At 70.8% G+C, this 13,514-nt stretch carries 12 protein-coding genes; 6 read left to right on the forward strand and 6 right to left on the reverse strand.

Annotated features, from left to right (window positions below):
* Positions 1-117 precede the first annotated feature (117 nt).
* The 6 genes from ACZ3ZD_RS32010 (at position 118) to ACZ3ZD_RS32035 (ending at position 7,328) form a co-directional block, all read left to right on the forward strand.
* Entirely contained in the window at positions 118-780 is a 663-nt protein-coding gene (locus ACZ3ZD_RS32010; RefSeq protein ID WP_467405094.1) for a ScbR family autoregulator-binding transcription factor, read from the forward strand.
* A gap of 482 nt (positions 781-1,262) precedes the next feature.
* Entirely contained in the window at positions 1,263-2,471 is a 1,209-nt protein-coding gene (locus ACZ3ZD_RS32015) for an IS701 family transposase (protein WP_467405098.1), read from the forward strand.
* A gap of 72 nt (positions 2,472-2,543) precedes the next feature.
* A complete protein-coding gene (locus tag ACZ3ZD_RS32020) occupies positions 2,544-4,673 on the forward strand; it encodes a hypothetical protein (protein WP_467405101.1) in 2,130 nt (709 codons plus the stop codon).
* A 204-nt stretch (positions 4,674-4,877) separates the two neighbouring features.
* Entirely contained in the window at positions 4,878-5,225 is a 348-nt protein-coding gene (locus ACZ3ZD_RS32025) for a non-heme iron oxygenase ferredoxin subunit (protein ID WP_467405103.1), read from the forward strand.
* Positions 5,222-6,520 carry an NAD(P)/FAD-dependent oxidoreductase gene (locus ACZ3ZD_RS32030; protein WP_467405106.1) on the forward strand — a complete coding sequence of 433 codons (1,299 nt, stop codon included), beginning with the start codon at positions 5,222-5,224 and terminating at the stop codon, positions 6,518-6,520. The genes ACZ3ZD_RS32025 and ACZ3ZD_RS32030 overlap by 4 nt, the downstream gene beginning before the upstream one ends.
* Before the next feature lie 175 nt (positions 6,521-6,695).
* Complete coding sequence (locus tag ACZ3ZD_RS32035; protein WP_467405109.1) at positions 6,696-7,328, forward strand: LysR family transcriptional regulator substrate-binding protein; 633 nt, start codon at positions 6,696-6,698, stop codon at positions 7,326-7,328.
* 239 nt (positions 7,329-7,567) lie between these two features.
* On the opposite strand, the gene ACZ3ZD_RS32040 is transcribed toward ACZ3ZD_RS32035, so the two are convergent.
* From ACZ3ZD_RS32040 to ACZ3ZD_RS32065, 6 genes are all read right to left on the reverse strand, one after another.
* The gene (locus ACZ3ZD_RS32040; RefSeq protein ID WP_467405112.1) at positions 7,568-8,947 is read right to left on the reverse strand and encodes a hypothetical protein; all 1,380 of its coding nucleotides are present in this window, start codon (positions 8,945-8,947) and stop codon (positions 7,568-7,570) included.
* Positions 8,948-9,234: 287 nt separating this feature from the next.
* The gene (locus tag ACZ3ZD_RS32045; protein ID WP_467405115.1) at positions 9,235-10,437 is read right to left on the reverse strand and encodes a PP2C family protein-serine/threonine phosphatase; all 1,203 of its coding nucleotides are present in this window, start codon (positions 10,435-10,437) and stop codon (positions 9,235-9,237) included.
* Positions 10,438-10,441: 4 nt separating this feature from the next.
* Entirely contained in the window at positions 10,442-10,849 is a 408-nt protein-coding gene (locus tag ACZ3ZD_RS32050) for an ATP-binding protein (protein WP_467405117.1), read from the reverse strand.
* Positions 10,846-11,166 carry an STAS domain-containing protein gene (locus tag ACZ3ZD_RS32055; protein ID WP_467405122.1) on the reverse strand — a complete coding sequence of 107 codons (321 nt, stop codon included), beginning with the start codon at positions 11,164-11,166 and terminating at the stop codon, positions 10,846-10,848. The genes ACZ3ZD_RS32050 and ACZ3ZD_RS32055 overlap by 4 nt, the downstream gene beginning before the upstream one ends.
* The gene (locus ACZ3ZD_RS32060) at positions 11,156-13,177 is read right to left on the reverse strand and encodes a glycogen debranching protein (protein WP_467405127.1); all 2,022 of its coding nucleotides are present in this window, start codon (positions 13,175-13,177) and stop codon (positions 11,156-11,158) included. The genes ACZ3ZD_RS32055 and ACZ3ZD_RS32060 overlap by 11 nt, the downstream gene beginning before the upstream one ends.
* Positions 13,174-13,509 carry an anti-sigma factor antagonist gene (locus ACZ3ZD_RS32065; protein WP_467405131.1) on the reverse strand — a complete coding sequence of 112 codons (336 nt, stop codon included), beginning with the start codon at positions 13,507-13,509 and terminating at the stop codon, positions 13,174-13,176. Before ACZ3ZD_RS32065 ends, ACZ3ZD_RS32060 begins: the two co-directional genes overlap by 4 nt.
* Positions 13,510-13,514: the final 5 nt, after the last annotated feature.

The following is a 13,514-nucleotide window of genomic DNA, read 5'->3' on the forward strand; positions in this document are numbered from 1 at the left end:
AGATCCACTGTGGGCCATCCCGCGGGTCAAGATACCGGCATGCTTGTTTGTCGTACAAACGTCTTCTTGGCGTCCGATATAAGCCGCAATAGAGTAATAAATCGTGAGGAAATCTACATGACGCGACAAGAGCGAGGAAAGCGGACGAAGACTCTGATACTCCATGCGGCTGGATCGCTGTTCGCCGAGCGGGGGTATGTCGGCACGACCCTCTATGACGTGTACACCCGCGCCGGAGTCACCAAGGGGGCTTTCTACTTCCATTTCCCCTCCAAGGAGTCCTTGGCCGAAGCAGTCCTCGCCTCCCAGACGAGGGGGACTGCCTACCCGCTGGTGCCCCGGTCTCTGAAGCTGCAGGAGCTGGTCGACGCCGGACTGGCCTTCGCCTGTGAGGTGGCGGAGGATCCGCTACTGCAGGGCAGCATCCGTCTCTCTCTCGATCTGCTCGACCAGGGAGTCGGCGTGGACGCCAAGTTGCCGTTCCGTGCCTGGATCACCCAGAACCGCGAAGCGCTGGAGGACGCGAAGGCGCGAGGTGAGCTCCAGGCCCACGTCGACACCCAGGAGGTCGCCGAACTCCTCGTTGGGGCGTTTTCGGGGGTGCAACTGCTGTCCTATGCGATCAGCGGGCGACGGGATCTGTCCGAGCGTGTGTCGGTTCTGCTCACCCATGTGCTCTCGTCCATCGCTACCGCCGGCGTCCTTGCGCGCCTGGACTTGTCACCCCAGCGGGGGCGCGAAGTGTTGGCGGAGGTGGGGCGCGTGGCGGCGGTGGAATGAGGGTCCGACCGAACAGTTTTTTCATAAACTTTTTACCAGCGCCGTTGCGCCTGTTCAGGGCCTTGTAGGGGCTCCAGCGCTGGGTTCCATCCGTCTCCCGTGTCTGGGCAAAAGGTAATATTTCGAGCGCATGGTTGAAATTTTAAATACAGGCATGCTGGTAAAGTTTTGAGGTCGGCGTCGGGGGATGCAGCCAGGGGGTGAAGGCGACAGGCGGGCGCCGGCCGCAGGCGCCGCGACGAGGCGGAGTTGTGTCGGCCGGGACGCGCCCAACCTTCTCTAGAACATGTGAATTCCTTTCCCGGGTGTCGCTTGTGTATTTCGGCCAAGCGTCCCTTCGGTGTGCCGTGAAAGAAACCAAGCATTCTTCGATGAGTACGGGCGCTGCTTAAAAAGCGGAGACAACGTTATGTGGCTCTTGGGGCGTCCGACTCGGTCCGCATGATGAAAGCCGGTGCTTCAGGTAGGTATTGGGGGATGATGTGACTGTTCTCGAAGCTTCGCCGCTCACTCTTTCCAACGGCCCCGCTGAGTTCGCCCGTTGCATTTTCATGCCCCTGCCGCGCTCAGATCAGCGGCGCTGGGCGGAGGTCTACCTCCGGGGCCTGCTCACCGTCCCGGGCAAGAAGACGATCAAGAAGATGATACGGGTGTCCGGGGACAAGGACGCTTCCCGTATGACCCAGTCCCTCCAGCAGTTCATCAGTCAGAGCACCTGGGACTGGTACCGGGTCCGCGAGACGATGGCTCGCAAGCTGCATGCGAGCCTGGACGCCGAGGCATGGGTGGTGGACCAAGCCGTCGTGCCCAAGCGCGGCACCCACTCTGTCGGGGTCGCCAAGAGATTCGTTGCCGCGCAGGGCAGGACGTTCAACTGTCAGGTTGGCATCGGCCTGTTCCTCGCCACCGACATCGGCTCCCTGCCGGTGGACTGGAGCCTCGCCCTCGACGACACCTGGTCGCTGAACGAGGAGCGGCGCTCGCGCGCCAAAATTCCGGGAGATGTCGCAGGCAAGCACGACTCGGAACTCATCCTCGACATGGTGGACCGGGCAGTCCACGGCTGGGGCCTGCCTGCCCTGCCCGTCGTGGCCGGGCTGTGCAACTGCCCGGACGCTTACAGCCTGCTGGCCGGGCTGCAGGAGCGCGGCACCGGCGTGGTGCTGGAAGTTCCAGCATCCCTGGAGGTGTTGCCTGCGTTCCCCGCCAACGTCAAACCGGCCGCCAAGGCGGTTGAGGCCGACGGCACCCGGCTGCCCACGGCCCGTGAATTGGTGAGCGGGAGCACCAGCCGACCGCATGTCACCTCTGTGCCCCATGGCATGGGGGAAGCCCAACGGGTGTTCCTGCGGTCGTGCCTCGTGCGGGTGCCGGGACTGCGCACCCGACCGCACCTATCCCACGCGACCTTCCGCCTCTACGCCGAGTGGTCGCCGACCGAGTCCCAGCCCACCCGGTTCTGGATCACCAACCTCCTCGACCGCCGCCCTGACGAGATCATGAGGCTGGCAGCCATGCGCCAAGTGAGCGCCGCCGACCTCGATCGGATGGAGAGGAGCTTCGGCGTCAAGGACTTCGAGGGGCGGTCGTTCCCCGGATGGCACCGCCACATGACCCTGGCCTCAGCTGCATACGCGTTCGACAAATTGAAGGCCGCCGGCCGGCTGATGGCCTGCGTGCCGAGCCTCTGAGCAACGTCTCCCGCGGAGCGGAGAGGGACGATGCCGGGCAAACCACGTGTCATGCACCCCACAGAAGAGCTCATGGGCGATCAGGAATTCACGCTACGCCGCTTTCTCGCCACCCTCTCCCCCCGACCCTACGTCCGGGCCGCCGCATGGGACAGCGCCCAGCGGGGTTGGGCCAACCGCTACCCCACCACCGCAGACCTGAACGGCCTGCGCGGCGACCGCCCCGTCGCCATGCACCTGTTTCCGGAGGACGCCCGCGAGGGCACCCGGATCTGGGCCTTCGACCTGGACGCCAGCGCCGGCCGCGAACACGCCGAGCACCAGGCCCACCGGCTGAGCCAGCTCCTGTCCGCCGCCGGCCTGCCGACCATTCCCGTCCGCTCCGGACCCACCGGGGGCCACCACATCTGGACGGCCTGTGAAGAACCCATCCCGCTGCCACTGCTGCAGCGCCTCATCCGCACCTTCCGAGCCCTCAGGGAGCACAACCTTGACTCGCCCCACTCATTGAGCACTCTCGACACCACGCCCTGGCTCAACCTGCGCACCGGTGCACTGCGTCCGCCCGGCGCGGCGCACCGACTGGGCGGACGCGCCGTCCTGCAGGAGCACACCCTCGACGAAGCCCTGGAGGCGCTGGCAACCGGCGGGTCGCTGCGCGCACTGACTCGGCTGGCCGACGATCTGGAGGAGATGGCCGGCGACCACCCGTCCGTCCGACCCACAAAGGCAGTAGCACGAGCTGTCGTCTCCGGCCGCCCTCTGCCGCCGAGCATTACGGGCGGCGACCCGGCGGCCGTCCCACACCGGCGCATCGTCGCCGACGAGAGCGACACCAAACCCCGGCTGGCAGGCCGGCGTCGCGCCCTCACCGCGGCTGGCCGAGAGGCCCTGAGTACCGGGCCACACCCCAACGCCGACCACTCGTCGCACGCCTGGCGCGCTCTGGTCCCCCTTGCACTGGCCCGCTGTTCCTTCTCCGACGTGCTGATCCTTCTCTATGACACCAAGGCGTCCCCGGGCTTGGAGTACTTCCGCAGCTATCGCAGCGCACGGGGCCGGACGGAGCGCAGCAACGCGGAAACGCAGGCGCTGCTCAGCCAGCAGTGGGAACTCGCCGTCGAACGCGCCGCTCGCCTCCCCCTCGGAAGCGCGGACCGCGACGACGACCCCGCCCCCGAGGTGACCGCGGCGGTCAATGCCCTATTGAGACGCATGGAGAACGCCGGGCCGACCCGCTGGTCCCAGCCCACGGGGCCAGCCGACGAAGCAGTACTGCATTGCTTGGCACTGCTGGCTCTGGTCAGCGGCAGCCTCACTATCGACCTCGACGTACGCAGGGGGGCCCTGCTGACCGGGTTCAGCGCACAGACCGTCAACGTTTCCATCCGCGACCGCCTCATCCCCGACGGGTGGCTGCACGAAGTTCGGCCATCCGACTTCATCAAACGGCGGGCCCGTACGCTCGCCCTCGGCACCGGGTCTGACACAAGTGATAACGCCCCCCAGCACACTCACAGGACCCTGCTACGGCGACTGGGCCCCCGGGTTAGGGAGGCCGCGTCAGAACTGTGGTCCAGACTCGGGCATCATCTACACCGCACTTTTCAAGCCGTTGGCCAGAGCGGGTCGACTGTCCGGGAGGTCAGAGCCCGCACGGGATACTCCAGTCGCACGACTCGCCGACACCTGGTGATACTGCGTGAACAGGGGCTGACCTCGTTTGTCGGTGGTGTCTGCCGCCGTACTGGGCGGAGTGTAGAGGCAGCACACAGCGCTCCCGCGCCCGAACGCGCTCTGGTCTACAAGGTCGACCGCTCCGTCGCCGCCTGGTGGCGTGACGAGTTAGCCTGGCTGCGCGCCCCCCGCAGGGTTAAGACCCGGCGGCGGGCCCCCGGCCGAGAGGGCGCTGGGGGTTTCACCGCCACCCGCTACCCGAGAACCCCACTCGGTCGTCCCGACCATGCCCGCGCGTGGCTACTGTCCGCGCTGGCCCTGCTCGCCCTCCCCGGTCAGCGCGACGCAGACCAGGGACGGAAGCACTTCCCGGACTGCCCACGAAGCTCGCGGCTTCGTGCACTGGCCGAATTCTCCCCCATTCATGCGGAACAGTTATCAGCGCAAATATTGGACACGGCACATCACCTCGGATTGACTCGTCATGCGCTGGAAGCCCGTAAAAAGCGGGCGGCGGGCAGATAGGAATCCCCCGTGCACGCCTCGGCGCGACCGCCAAGCCTCGCTTGGTAAACCGCCGGCCTGCGTCCTTCCCCCGGGGACGCAGGCCGGCTCACCTCACGATTTGCCGGCCATGCTTCGTTAAGAGCGTCTTGCGCCGTCAGCCGGACAACCGCGAGTATTCCCGAACAGGCGCCGACAACAGGAGTGCCGGATAGGAGGAGCCTCATGCAGTCACAGGCCGCCGAACGCAGGATCCCCTTGTTCGAGGAGGGAGACCTCCAGGACGGAGACACTTTCCTGCTGCCCGCTGACGCCTTCGGAGGCACCGACTCCATCGCCGTGTTCAAGGACGAGGGCCGGTACCACGCTCTTGACGACACCTGCCCGCATGCCCTCGCCTCGCTCTCGCAGGGCTGGGTCGAGGACGGTGAGGTCGAGTGCCCCATGCATGGTGGGCGATTCTGCCTGCGGACCGGCGAGGCCACCGCGATGCCCGCCACCGGCACCGCCCGAACCCACCCCATCGAGGTCCACGACGGTCGGGTCTGGCTGATTTTGGACGGCAGCGAGTGATCCCGGGAGACCCCTCGGTCCCGCGTCGCATCGCCGTCGTCGGTGCCGGCCTCGCGGGGGTCTCCGTCTGCGCCGAACTCCGCCGTCTCGGCTACGATGGCACCCTCACTCTGTTCGGCGACGAGGATGGCTTACCGTACGACCGGCCGCCGCTGAGCAAGGATTTCCTGCTCACCGACATGCCCGTCGAGAAGCTGTGGCTCAGACCGGAGCGGTGGTACGAGGACAACGACATCGACCTGCGGCTCGGCGAGTCCGTGACAGCGCTCCACCCCTTCGACGGGCGGATCGAACTCGCCCGCGGCAGTGCCCCGCGCGCCGACCTCGTCGTGCTCGCCACCGGAGGCCGCCCCCGCCCGCTGAACGTCCCTGGCGGGCACCACCGCTCCCTGGTCACCCTGCGTTCCCTGGACGACGCGCATCTGCTCAAGGAACGACTGCGCAGCGGCGCCGAGATAGCGGTCGTCGGCGGCGGACTGATCGGCGCCGAGGTGGCCGCCTCCGCCCGTGCTCTCGGCTGCTCCGTGACCGTCGTGGAACCCGCCGATCCGCCTCTGGAGCACCTCGTCGGCCGGGTCCACGCCACGGCCCTGCATGCCCAGCACCAGGAGCACGGGGTGCTCGTCCTGCGGACCACCGTCGACGAGGTGGTCCAGGCCGGCGCCCGTACCGTCCTGCGCCTGGCCGACGGCACGTCCCTGGGCTGCGACCTCGCCGTGGTGGGCGTGGGGCTCGAGCCCGAGACCTCGCTCGCCGCCGCGGCCGGCCTGCACACCGACCGCGGCATCGTCGTCGATGCCCACCAGCGCACCTCCCACTGGCGGATGCTGGCCGTCGGCGACGCCGCCCGCGGCAAGGCGGCGTCCGCCGCCACCGCGGTGGGCCACTGGCACGCGGCCCAGGCCCAGGCCGCGCACGCCGCCGCAGGCGCCCTCGGCCTGCCGCGTCCGGAAGAGGCCGTGCCCTGGTTCTGGTCGGAACGTTACGGAACCCGTCTGGAGGCGGCCGGACAGCCGACCGCCGGCACCACCACCGTCGACCGCGGCTCGCTGCGGGACGACTCGGTGATCACCTTCGCGCTCGACGACGGCCGCTGCGTCGGAGCGGTCGCCCTCAACCGGTCCCGCGACATGGCCGCCGCCCGCCGCCTCATCCAGCGAGCCGCACAGGTCACCCCCGCCCAGTTGGCCGATCCGGACGTCGACCTGCGCTCGCTCGTCCCGGCCGGTCCCGCCCGAACCGGACGGAACCGGCCTGCGCCGGCCGACCCCAACCGGAAGGCCGACTCCCCGTGACCACCACCGCGCCGCGGTCCGGTGGCTCTCCGGCCGGGCCGACGGCCTCCCGCCCGGCACGCGCCGGCCTCGGCCGGCCACCAGCCCGTCCGCGCCCCACCCTCGCCGAGGGGCACCTGCTGCCGCGTCCCCGGCATCGCGTGAACACCCGGAAGACGGAGGCCGCCGCCACCCGATGACCACACGCTCCGCTGTCGGTGTCCCGGCACCGCTGTTCACCCCGGGCCCGTTCGTCCGCCTGCTCTACCAGGGGTCGCCGCTCCAGGCTTCCCGCCTGGTGCGGGCCGCCGGCCGGTGCGACGGCCAAGTCCTGGCCGAACCACACGAGACGGGCGACCCGCTGGAGTTGCTGCGCGCCCGGCGGGCCGACTTCGCCATCGTCTCCGCGGAGGCGCGCCTGCCCGGCCTGGCTCTGTCCCCGCCCCTCTTCGTCGAGGGCCGGGTGCTGGCCGTGGGCCCCGGACACCCGCTGGCCGGGCACGGCGCCGTACGACTGCGCGACCTGGCCCGGGAGGATGCCTCGGTCGCGCGTACGCCCCCGCCCTGGTGCTGGCATCCGGGCATCGTGCCCACCGAGCCGGGCAGCGCTCCGGCGCTGCGGGAGCTGTTCGGGGCCGTCGCCCACTCACACGTCGCCCACGTCTTCCCCGCCTCGATCGCGGACGTCGTGCCGCAGGGAGTACGGCTGCTCGCCATCCTGGACGCGCCGCCCGTGCCTGTCGCTCTCGCCTGGCCGGCGGACTGCGGGGTCACGCCCGGCGCTGCCGGGTTCCTCCACGACGCCGTCAGCCGGGCGCCGCGCCGATGACGGCCGCACCCCTCGCGGGAGGGCCATGGACGCCGACGAGCCCGCGACGGGGCCGTGCGCGGGACTGCTCTGCTGCCGGGCCGGCGCGTCCCCGCCACCGGCCGGCCGGCATCCGGCTGCCTCGGACGGACAGCCGACCTGGTCGGCCGGCCCCGCGGACCTGCGCGGGGCCAGCTCTCTTGCCGGTATGCCGACGCCAAGGACGACGCCGCCCGGTGCCCGTCGAAGCGAAGGGCACCTCACTCGGCTGCCACCGAGGCGACCGGAGGGGCAGCGGCGGCGGGGCGGCCGAGGGACAGCGGATCGGACATGACGGCGGCCAGCAGCACCGCGACGTCCCAGTTGCTGCCGGAGGCGGCGGCGTGGAAGCCCGCGGCCAGCGACGTCGCCTCTGTCAGCCGGCCGGCGAGCAGCGAGCAGTCGATCATGTACGCGGTGAGCAGCGCCTCCATCCACGGGTGTTCCTCGCGCAGGCCCGGTGCCCCGATCAGGGCGCGCCGCACGTGCGGCAGCGCCTGTGCCGGCCGGCCCTCGGCCAGGGCGAGGGCCGCGCGCGCCGCGCTGAGGAACACATGCGCGTGCGGCTGCGGGGAGGCGGGCAGCTCGCGCACGGCCTGCGCCGCCGCGTCCATGCACCCGCTCACCGACAGCAGCCAGGCCCGTTCCGCCAGGAACCGGGCGGCCGCCTCCGGCCGGGTCGCGGCCGCCTGCTCCAGCAGCCGTGCGCCCGTCTCGGCGTCTCGCAGCCCCAGACCGACCAGCATGGCCCGTACCAGGACCACCCAGTGCGGCGTGCTCGTCTCCCCAAGCGGAACCGCGTCGTCGACGGCGTCCAGCAGGGCCACGCCCTGTTCGGCCTCACCGCGCAACAGCAGCAGGAACGCACGCATCGCCGCAGCGGTCGAGGTGGGGTCCGCCTCCAGGGCCAGTCCGCTGAGTAGGTCCACCTGCTCCAAGGCGAGCGCCCGCCAGGAGGAGTCCAGCGCGGACGCCAGCCCGATGCGGGCACCGTCCCCGAGCGCGCCCGCCCGTCCGCCCGGAACGGGGGAGGCCTGCGGGTTCACCCCGCTGCGCAGGAACTCGGCCAGCAGCGCCACGTTCCCGCCGGTCGCCGCTCGCATCGCCGACGCCAGCCCGGCGGGCACCGGCGCGTCGGCCAGGTCGTGCAGCACCCGGCCGATCTCGGCGGTGCTCAGCGCGGGCAGCTCCACGCACAGGGCGCCGGGCAGATAGCGCAGGCAGTCCAAGGGCCCCTCGGGGACATCGTCGGGCCTGCTGACCACTACTGCCGCGTCCTCGTGCACGTGCGCGGCGCGCAGGCGGCGGACCAGCGCGTGGTCGGCGCGGTGCGCATCGTCGAGCACCAGCACCGGCGGCACTTCGCCGGGATCCGCTCCCGCCTCGGCGAGGAAGGCGCTCACGGCCGCGGGGTCCGTGGCCGGGTCGACCGCCATCACGCGGTGGCCGTCGCGGACGAGCTCGTCGGACAGCCGGTGCAGTAGGGCGGTGCGGCCGGAGCCGGGCGCACCGGTGACGACGACCGGGCCGCAGCCGGCGATCGTCAGGGCTTCGCGGATCCGGTGGAGATGCTCGATGTGTGCCAGGACGTCGTGGTGCATTGTGGTTCCCCCCTGCGTGGGCTTGCGACGTTCACGGTGCGTCCGGCCAGCGGGCGAGGCCACCGACCACTGGACGATCACGTCGGCTACTTCCCGGAATCCACCGAAGATGACGGTGCTCCTGCCGCTCGGTGATGTGTTTTCCATGGGTGCCTTTCCCCCTTTCACGGCGCATCGGAGTCGACTTCCCGGAAGTATGCACAGGCCGGACTTATCTCATATGAGGCTACGGTCCGTCAGGCGCAGGTTTCCAGGGATTCCTGCAGTGCCGGGGAGAGGTCGTTAAGTCACCCGTCGCGGCGCAGCACCATCATCGTCACGTCGTCGAATGCGGGGGACCCCGCGACGTGCCGGGCGAGCGCCTCGTCGACCGTCTGCAGGACGGCGGCGCCGCTTTCCGCGGGGGCCAGAAGCTCCAGCAGCTGCGGCATTCCGAAAGGGGTGTTGTCGGGGGAGCGGGCCTCCACCACGCCGTCCGTGTACAAGAACAGCGTCGCGTTCCGCTCAAGGCGGGTATGACCGATGGCGTACGTGCTGTCCACCATCATCCCGACCGCCGGACCGGTGCCGTGCAGCAGTTCCCGCCGGCCTCCGGGGCGGATCAGCACGGCCGGGTTGTGGCCGGCGTTGACGTAGAGGACGTCGCCCCGCACCGGGTCGAGCAGACCGAAGAAGAGCGTGGCGAAGTAGGCCTGCCGCAGATGGTGACGGGCCAGGTAGCTGTTGGTGGCGGCCACGGCCTGGAGCAGCGGGCCCGCGCCCAGCCCGAGGGTGGGGGGCACCGGGGCGTGCTCGGCGGCGCCGGCCGGCATCGCGCCGGCGCCGGCCACGGACAGCGTGCTCGCGTCCTCCGCCGCGTGCCGCAGCAGGGTGCGGATGATGGCCATGAACAGGGCCGCCCCCAGGCCCTTGTCGCACACGTCGGCGACCACGAAGGCGAGCCTCCTGCCGTCGAGGAGCTCGAAGCCGTCGTAGAAGTCACCGGACATGTGCTGGGCGGGCCGGAAGCGGAAACCGAACTCCCAGCCGGGGAAGGAGGGCAGCCGCTCCGGCAGGAACCCCTGCTGCAGGTGCTGGGCGAGAAGCAGGTCCCGTTCGTGGGCGCGCAGCGTCGCCTCGGCGGCCGCCGCCTGCACCAGTCCCGCCAGCTGGCCGCGTTCGCGTGAGGACGTCAGCCGGTTGCGCAGCAGCGCCGGCAGATAGGGCGGGACGACGAAGTCGAAGCCGGCCTGCGCACACAGCTCCAGGGCCCGCACGTTCCGCCCCGGGTACACCAAGACCGCGCTGGGGAAGAGCCGGCCGAGCCCGGCGATCCGCTTCAGCCCGAGGTCGGCGCAGAGCAGCACCGCGTCGGGGGCGGCGGAGGCGGACGGGACCGCCTGTCTGGGCGTGACGCGCTCCACCGTGTAGCCGGCCTGCTCCAGGCCCGTGACCAAAGCGCCGTCACCGTCCGGGCTCTCGGCGACCACCACCACTCGTTCCCTGGGCATCCGACTACCGCAGGACGGTCAGGACAGAGTGGTTGCGGCGCCCGGTGTACCGGTAGCGGAAGTCGTCGAGACTGCGCATGGCCAGGAACAGACCGAAGCCCCCCACCTTCCCGGCCGCGGTACCGGCGGCCAGCCGCGGCAGGGGGTCGTGCTGGCGTGGGTCGAACGGCGGTGCCTCGTCCTCGATCTCCACCCAGGCGCGGGTCGCGTCGTAGCCGTAGCACAAGGAGATCGGCCCGCCGCCGTTGCGGTAGCCGTGGACGACGATGTTCGTGACGATCTCGTCCGTGGCCAGCCGCAGCCGGTAGGCGGTCCTGCCGTCCAGGTCGGCGCAGGTGGCCAGGGCGCGGACCATGGTGCCGACCTCGGTGGAGACCGGGCGGGAGCCGTCCAGGGTGAAGCGCAGGTTCACGCGTTCAGCTCCCGGCGCATGGTCAGGCTGCGGTCGAACCCGGTGAGTTCGATGGTCCGGCGCACCTCGTCCGAGGGGTTGATCACCACGATCTCGACGGAGCGGCCCAGGAGCTGATGCGCGAAGACCAGGCAGCGCAGGCCCGCCGAGGACAAGTAGGCGAGGTTGGACAGGTCGAGTTCGAGGCGGAGCAGGTGCTCGCTCGACAGGCCGTCGAGGACGGTCGCCAGGTGCTGCGCGGCCGTGCTGTCGGCCTCGCCCGCCAGGGTGAGGCGGGCAGTCGAGTTCCGGACGGTGAGTGACACGTCAAGCGTCATGCTGGTCTCCAGACGGGTCCGAGGGAGCGGCGTACAGGATCTGGGCGGAGCGGGGCGGCAGCATGACGCGGCCCGGCTCCGGCCGCCGGGCCGGGGCGAGCGGCTCAGGCGCGGCGGTGTCGGCGAAGGCGTGCCAGGCGAGGTGGCCAGGCAGGTCCGGCAGGGGGACGGTATGGGTCTCCCAGTGCGCGTTGACGGCGACGTGCACGGCGTCGTCGCCGAGCCGCAGCGTCCACTGCAGCAGCGGGACGCCGTCGACGGGGATAGCGGCCAGGCCCCGGGCGTCGGGCGAACGCAGCGCCGGATGGCCGTGCCGGAAGGCGGTCAGCGCCCGCGTGAAGCGCAGCAGCTCGGCGTTGTCCGCGGCGAGGTCCCAGTCGACCCAGGACAGCTCGTCGTGGCAGTATGCGTTGTTGTTGCCCTGCTGGCTGCGGCCGAACTCGTCGCCGGCGGTGAGCATCGGCACGCCGCGGCCGGCCAGCAGCAGGACGAGGGCGTTGCGGACCTGCCGGGAGCGCAGCCGCAGCACCTCGGGGTCGTCGGTCGGGCCCTCGGTCCCGCAGTTCCACGAGTGATTGGCCCGCTCGCCGTCGAGGTTGTCCTCGCCGTTGGCATGGTTGTGCTTGTCGTTGTACGCGTACAGGTCGTGCAGGGTGAACCCGTCGTGGCAGGTGACGAAGTTGACGGAGGCCCGGGGCCCGCGTCGCCCGTACAAGTCCAGGGAGCCGAGGACGCGCGCGCCGAGGTCCCGGGCCGCCTCCTGGTCTCCCTGGAGGAAGCGGCGCGCCGAGTCGCGGAAACGGCCGTTCCACTCCGACCAGCGCCCGTAGTGCGGGAAGTTGCCGACCTGGTACAGGCCGCCCGCGTCCCACGCCTCGGCGATTAGTTTGGTGTCGCGCAGCACCGGGTCGGCGGCGATCGCCTCCAGCAGGGGAGGGTCGGCCAGCGGGGCGCCGTCCTGGCCGCGGACCAGCGCGGAAGCCAGGTCGAAGCGGAACCCGTCGATGTGGAACTCGGTCACCCAGTGGCGCAGGCAGTCCAGGACGAAGGCCCGGCCGACGGGGCTGTTGGCGTTGAAGGTGTTGCCGGTGCCGCTAAAGTTCAGATAGCCGCCGTCCGGTGCCAGCAGGTAAAAGCCGGGGTTGTCCAGCCCCCGGAAGGAGAGGGTGCGGCCGCGTTCGTCGCCCTCCGCGGTGTGATTGAAGACCACGTCGAGGACGACCTCGATGCCGGCCGCGTGCAGTCGCCTGACCGTGTCCTTCAGTTCGGAGGCGGCGTCGTCCGAAGCGGCGTAGCCGGCCTTCGGCGCGAAGTAGCCGAACGTGTTGTAGCCCCAGTAGTTGAACAGCCGCCGGTCCTCGCTACTGCGGGCGTTGTCCGACTCGTCGAACTCGAACACCGGGAGCAGTTCGACGCAGTTCACGCCGAGGTCGAGCAGGTGGGGAATCTTCTCGGCCAGGCCGGCGAAGGTCCCGGGCCGGCGCACCCCGGAGGAGGGGTGGCGGGTGAAGCCGCGCACATGCAGCTCGTAGACGACGAGGTCCTCGACCGGGATCCCGGGCGCGGTGTCGCCCTGCCAGTCGAAGGCGTCGCGGGCGACGACCCGGGACCGGTACGGGTACGGGTCGAGCGAGTACGGCGCGCCCCAGGTCTCCCGGCCGCCGAAGGCCCGCGCGTAGGGGTCGGCCAGGACGGTGCGGGCGTCGAAGCGCAGCCCGCGGCCGGGCGCGTACGGGCCGTCGGCGCGGTACCCGTACTCGATGGCCTCGGGATCGAGGCCGCCGACGAGCATGCTGTAGACACCGCCGACCCGGAAGGGGCGGGGGAAGACCACCTCCGCGAAGGGCTCGGGCGCGCCACGCCGGTACAGCACCAGGGTCATCGAGGTGGCCCCGCCGGAGGGGATCGAGAAGTTGATCCCCTCCGGGGTTACGGTGGCGCCGTAGGGCAGCGGCACGCCGGGGCCCACCCGCAGGTCGGCGGCGCGGGGCGGAGCGGCGGCGGTGGTCACGGGGCCAGCGCCCGGATCGCGTCGTCGACGCTGTCGGCCACCAGGACGCTGTCCAGGAAGCCGGTGGCCGCCAGGACGCTGCGGGCCTCCTCGGGCATGGCCGCCAGGGCCAGCGGAACACCGTGGGCACGGGCCCGGTAGTAGAGCAGCAGCAGCACCCGCAGGCCCGCGCTGGACAGGTAGCCGACGCGTCCGAGGTCGAGCAGCAGTTGCCCGCTGTCCGGCGTGAGCGCCTCCAGATTCGCGCTGGCCTCGGCGGCGGTCACCCCGTCGAGGTCGCCGTCGACGACGACCACCGTGACGGTGCCCCGCATGTACTTCTCGACCTGCATGTCAT

This window comes from Streptomyces sp. NPDC023481 (genome assembly GCF_055560195.1).

Excerpts from the sequence above, each read along its gene's own strand:
- ACZ3ZD_RS32010 (WP_467405094.1), top strand. The coding sequence starts at position 118 with ATGACGCGACAAGAGCGAGGAAAGCGGACGAAGACTCTGATACTCCAT.
- ACZ3ZD_RS32020 (WP_467405101.1), top strand. The coding sequence starts at position 2,544 with ATGGGCGATCAGGAATTCACGCTACGCCGCTTTCTCGCCACCCTCTCC.
- ACZ3ZD_RS32025 (WP_467405103.1), top strand. The coding sequence starts at position 4,878 with ATGCAGTCACAGGCCGCCGAACGCAGGATCCCCTTGTTCGAGGAGGGA.
- ACZ3ZD_RS32035 (WP_467405109.1), top strand. The coding sequence starts at position 6,696 with ATGACCACACGCTCCGCTGTCGGTGTCCCGGCACCGCTGTTCACCCCG.
- ACZ3ZD_RS32040 (WP_467405112.1), bottom strand. The coding sequence starts at position 8,947 with ATGCACCACGACGTCCTGGCACACATCGAGCATCTCCACCGGATCCGC.
- ACZ3ZD_RS32045 (WP_467405115.1), bottom strand. The coding sequence starts at position 10,437 with ATGCCCAGGGAACGAGTGGTGGTGGTCGCCGAGAGCCCGGACGGTGAC.
- ACZ3ZD_RS32055 (WP_467405122.1), bottom strand. The coding sequence starts at position 11,166 with ATGACGCTTGACGTGTCACTCACCGTCCGGAACTCGACTGCCCGCCTC.
- ACZ3ZD_RS32065 (WP_467405131.1), bottom strand. The coding sequence starts at position 13,509 with ATGCAGGTCGAGAAGTACATGCGGGGCACCGTCACGGTGGTCGTCGTC.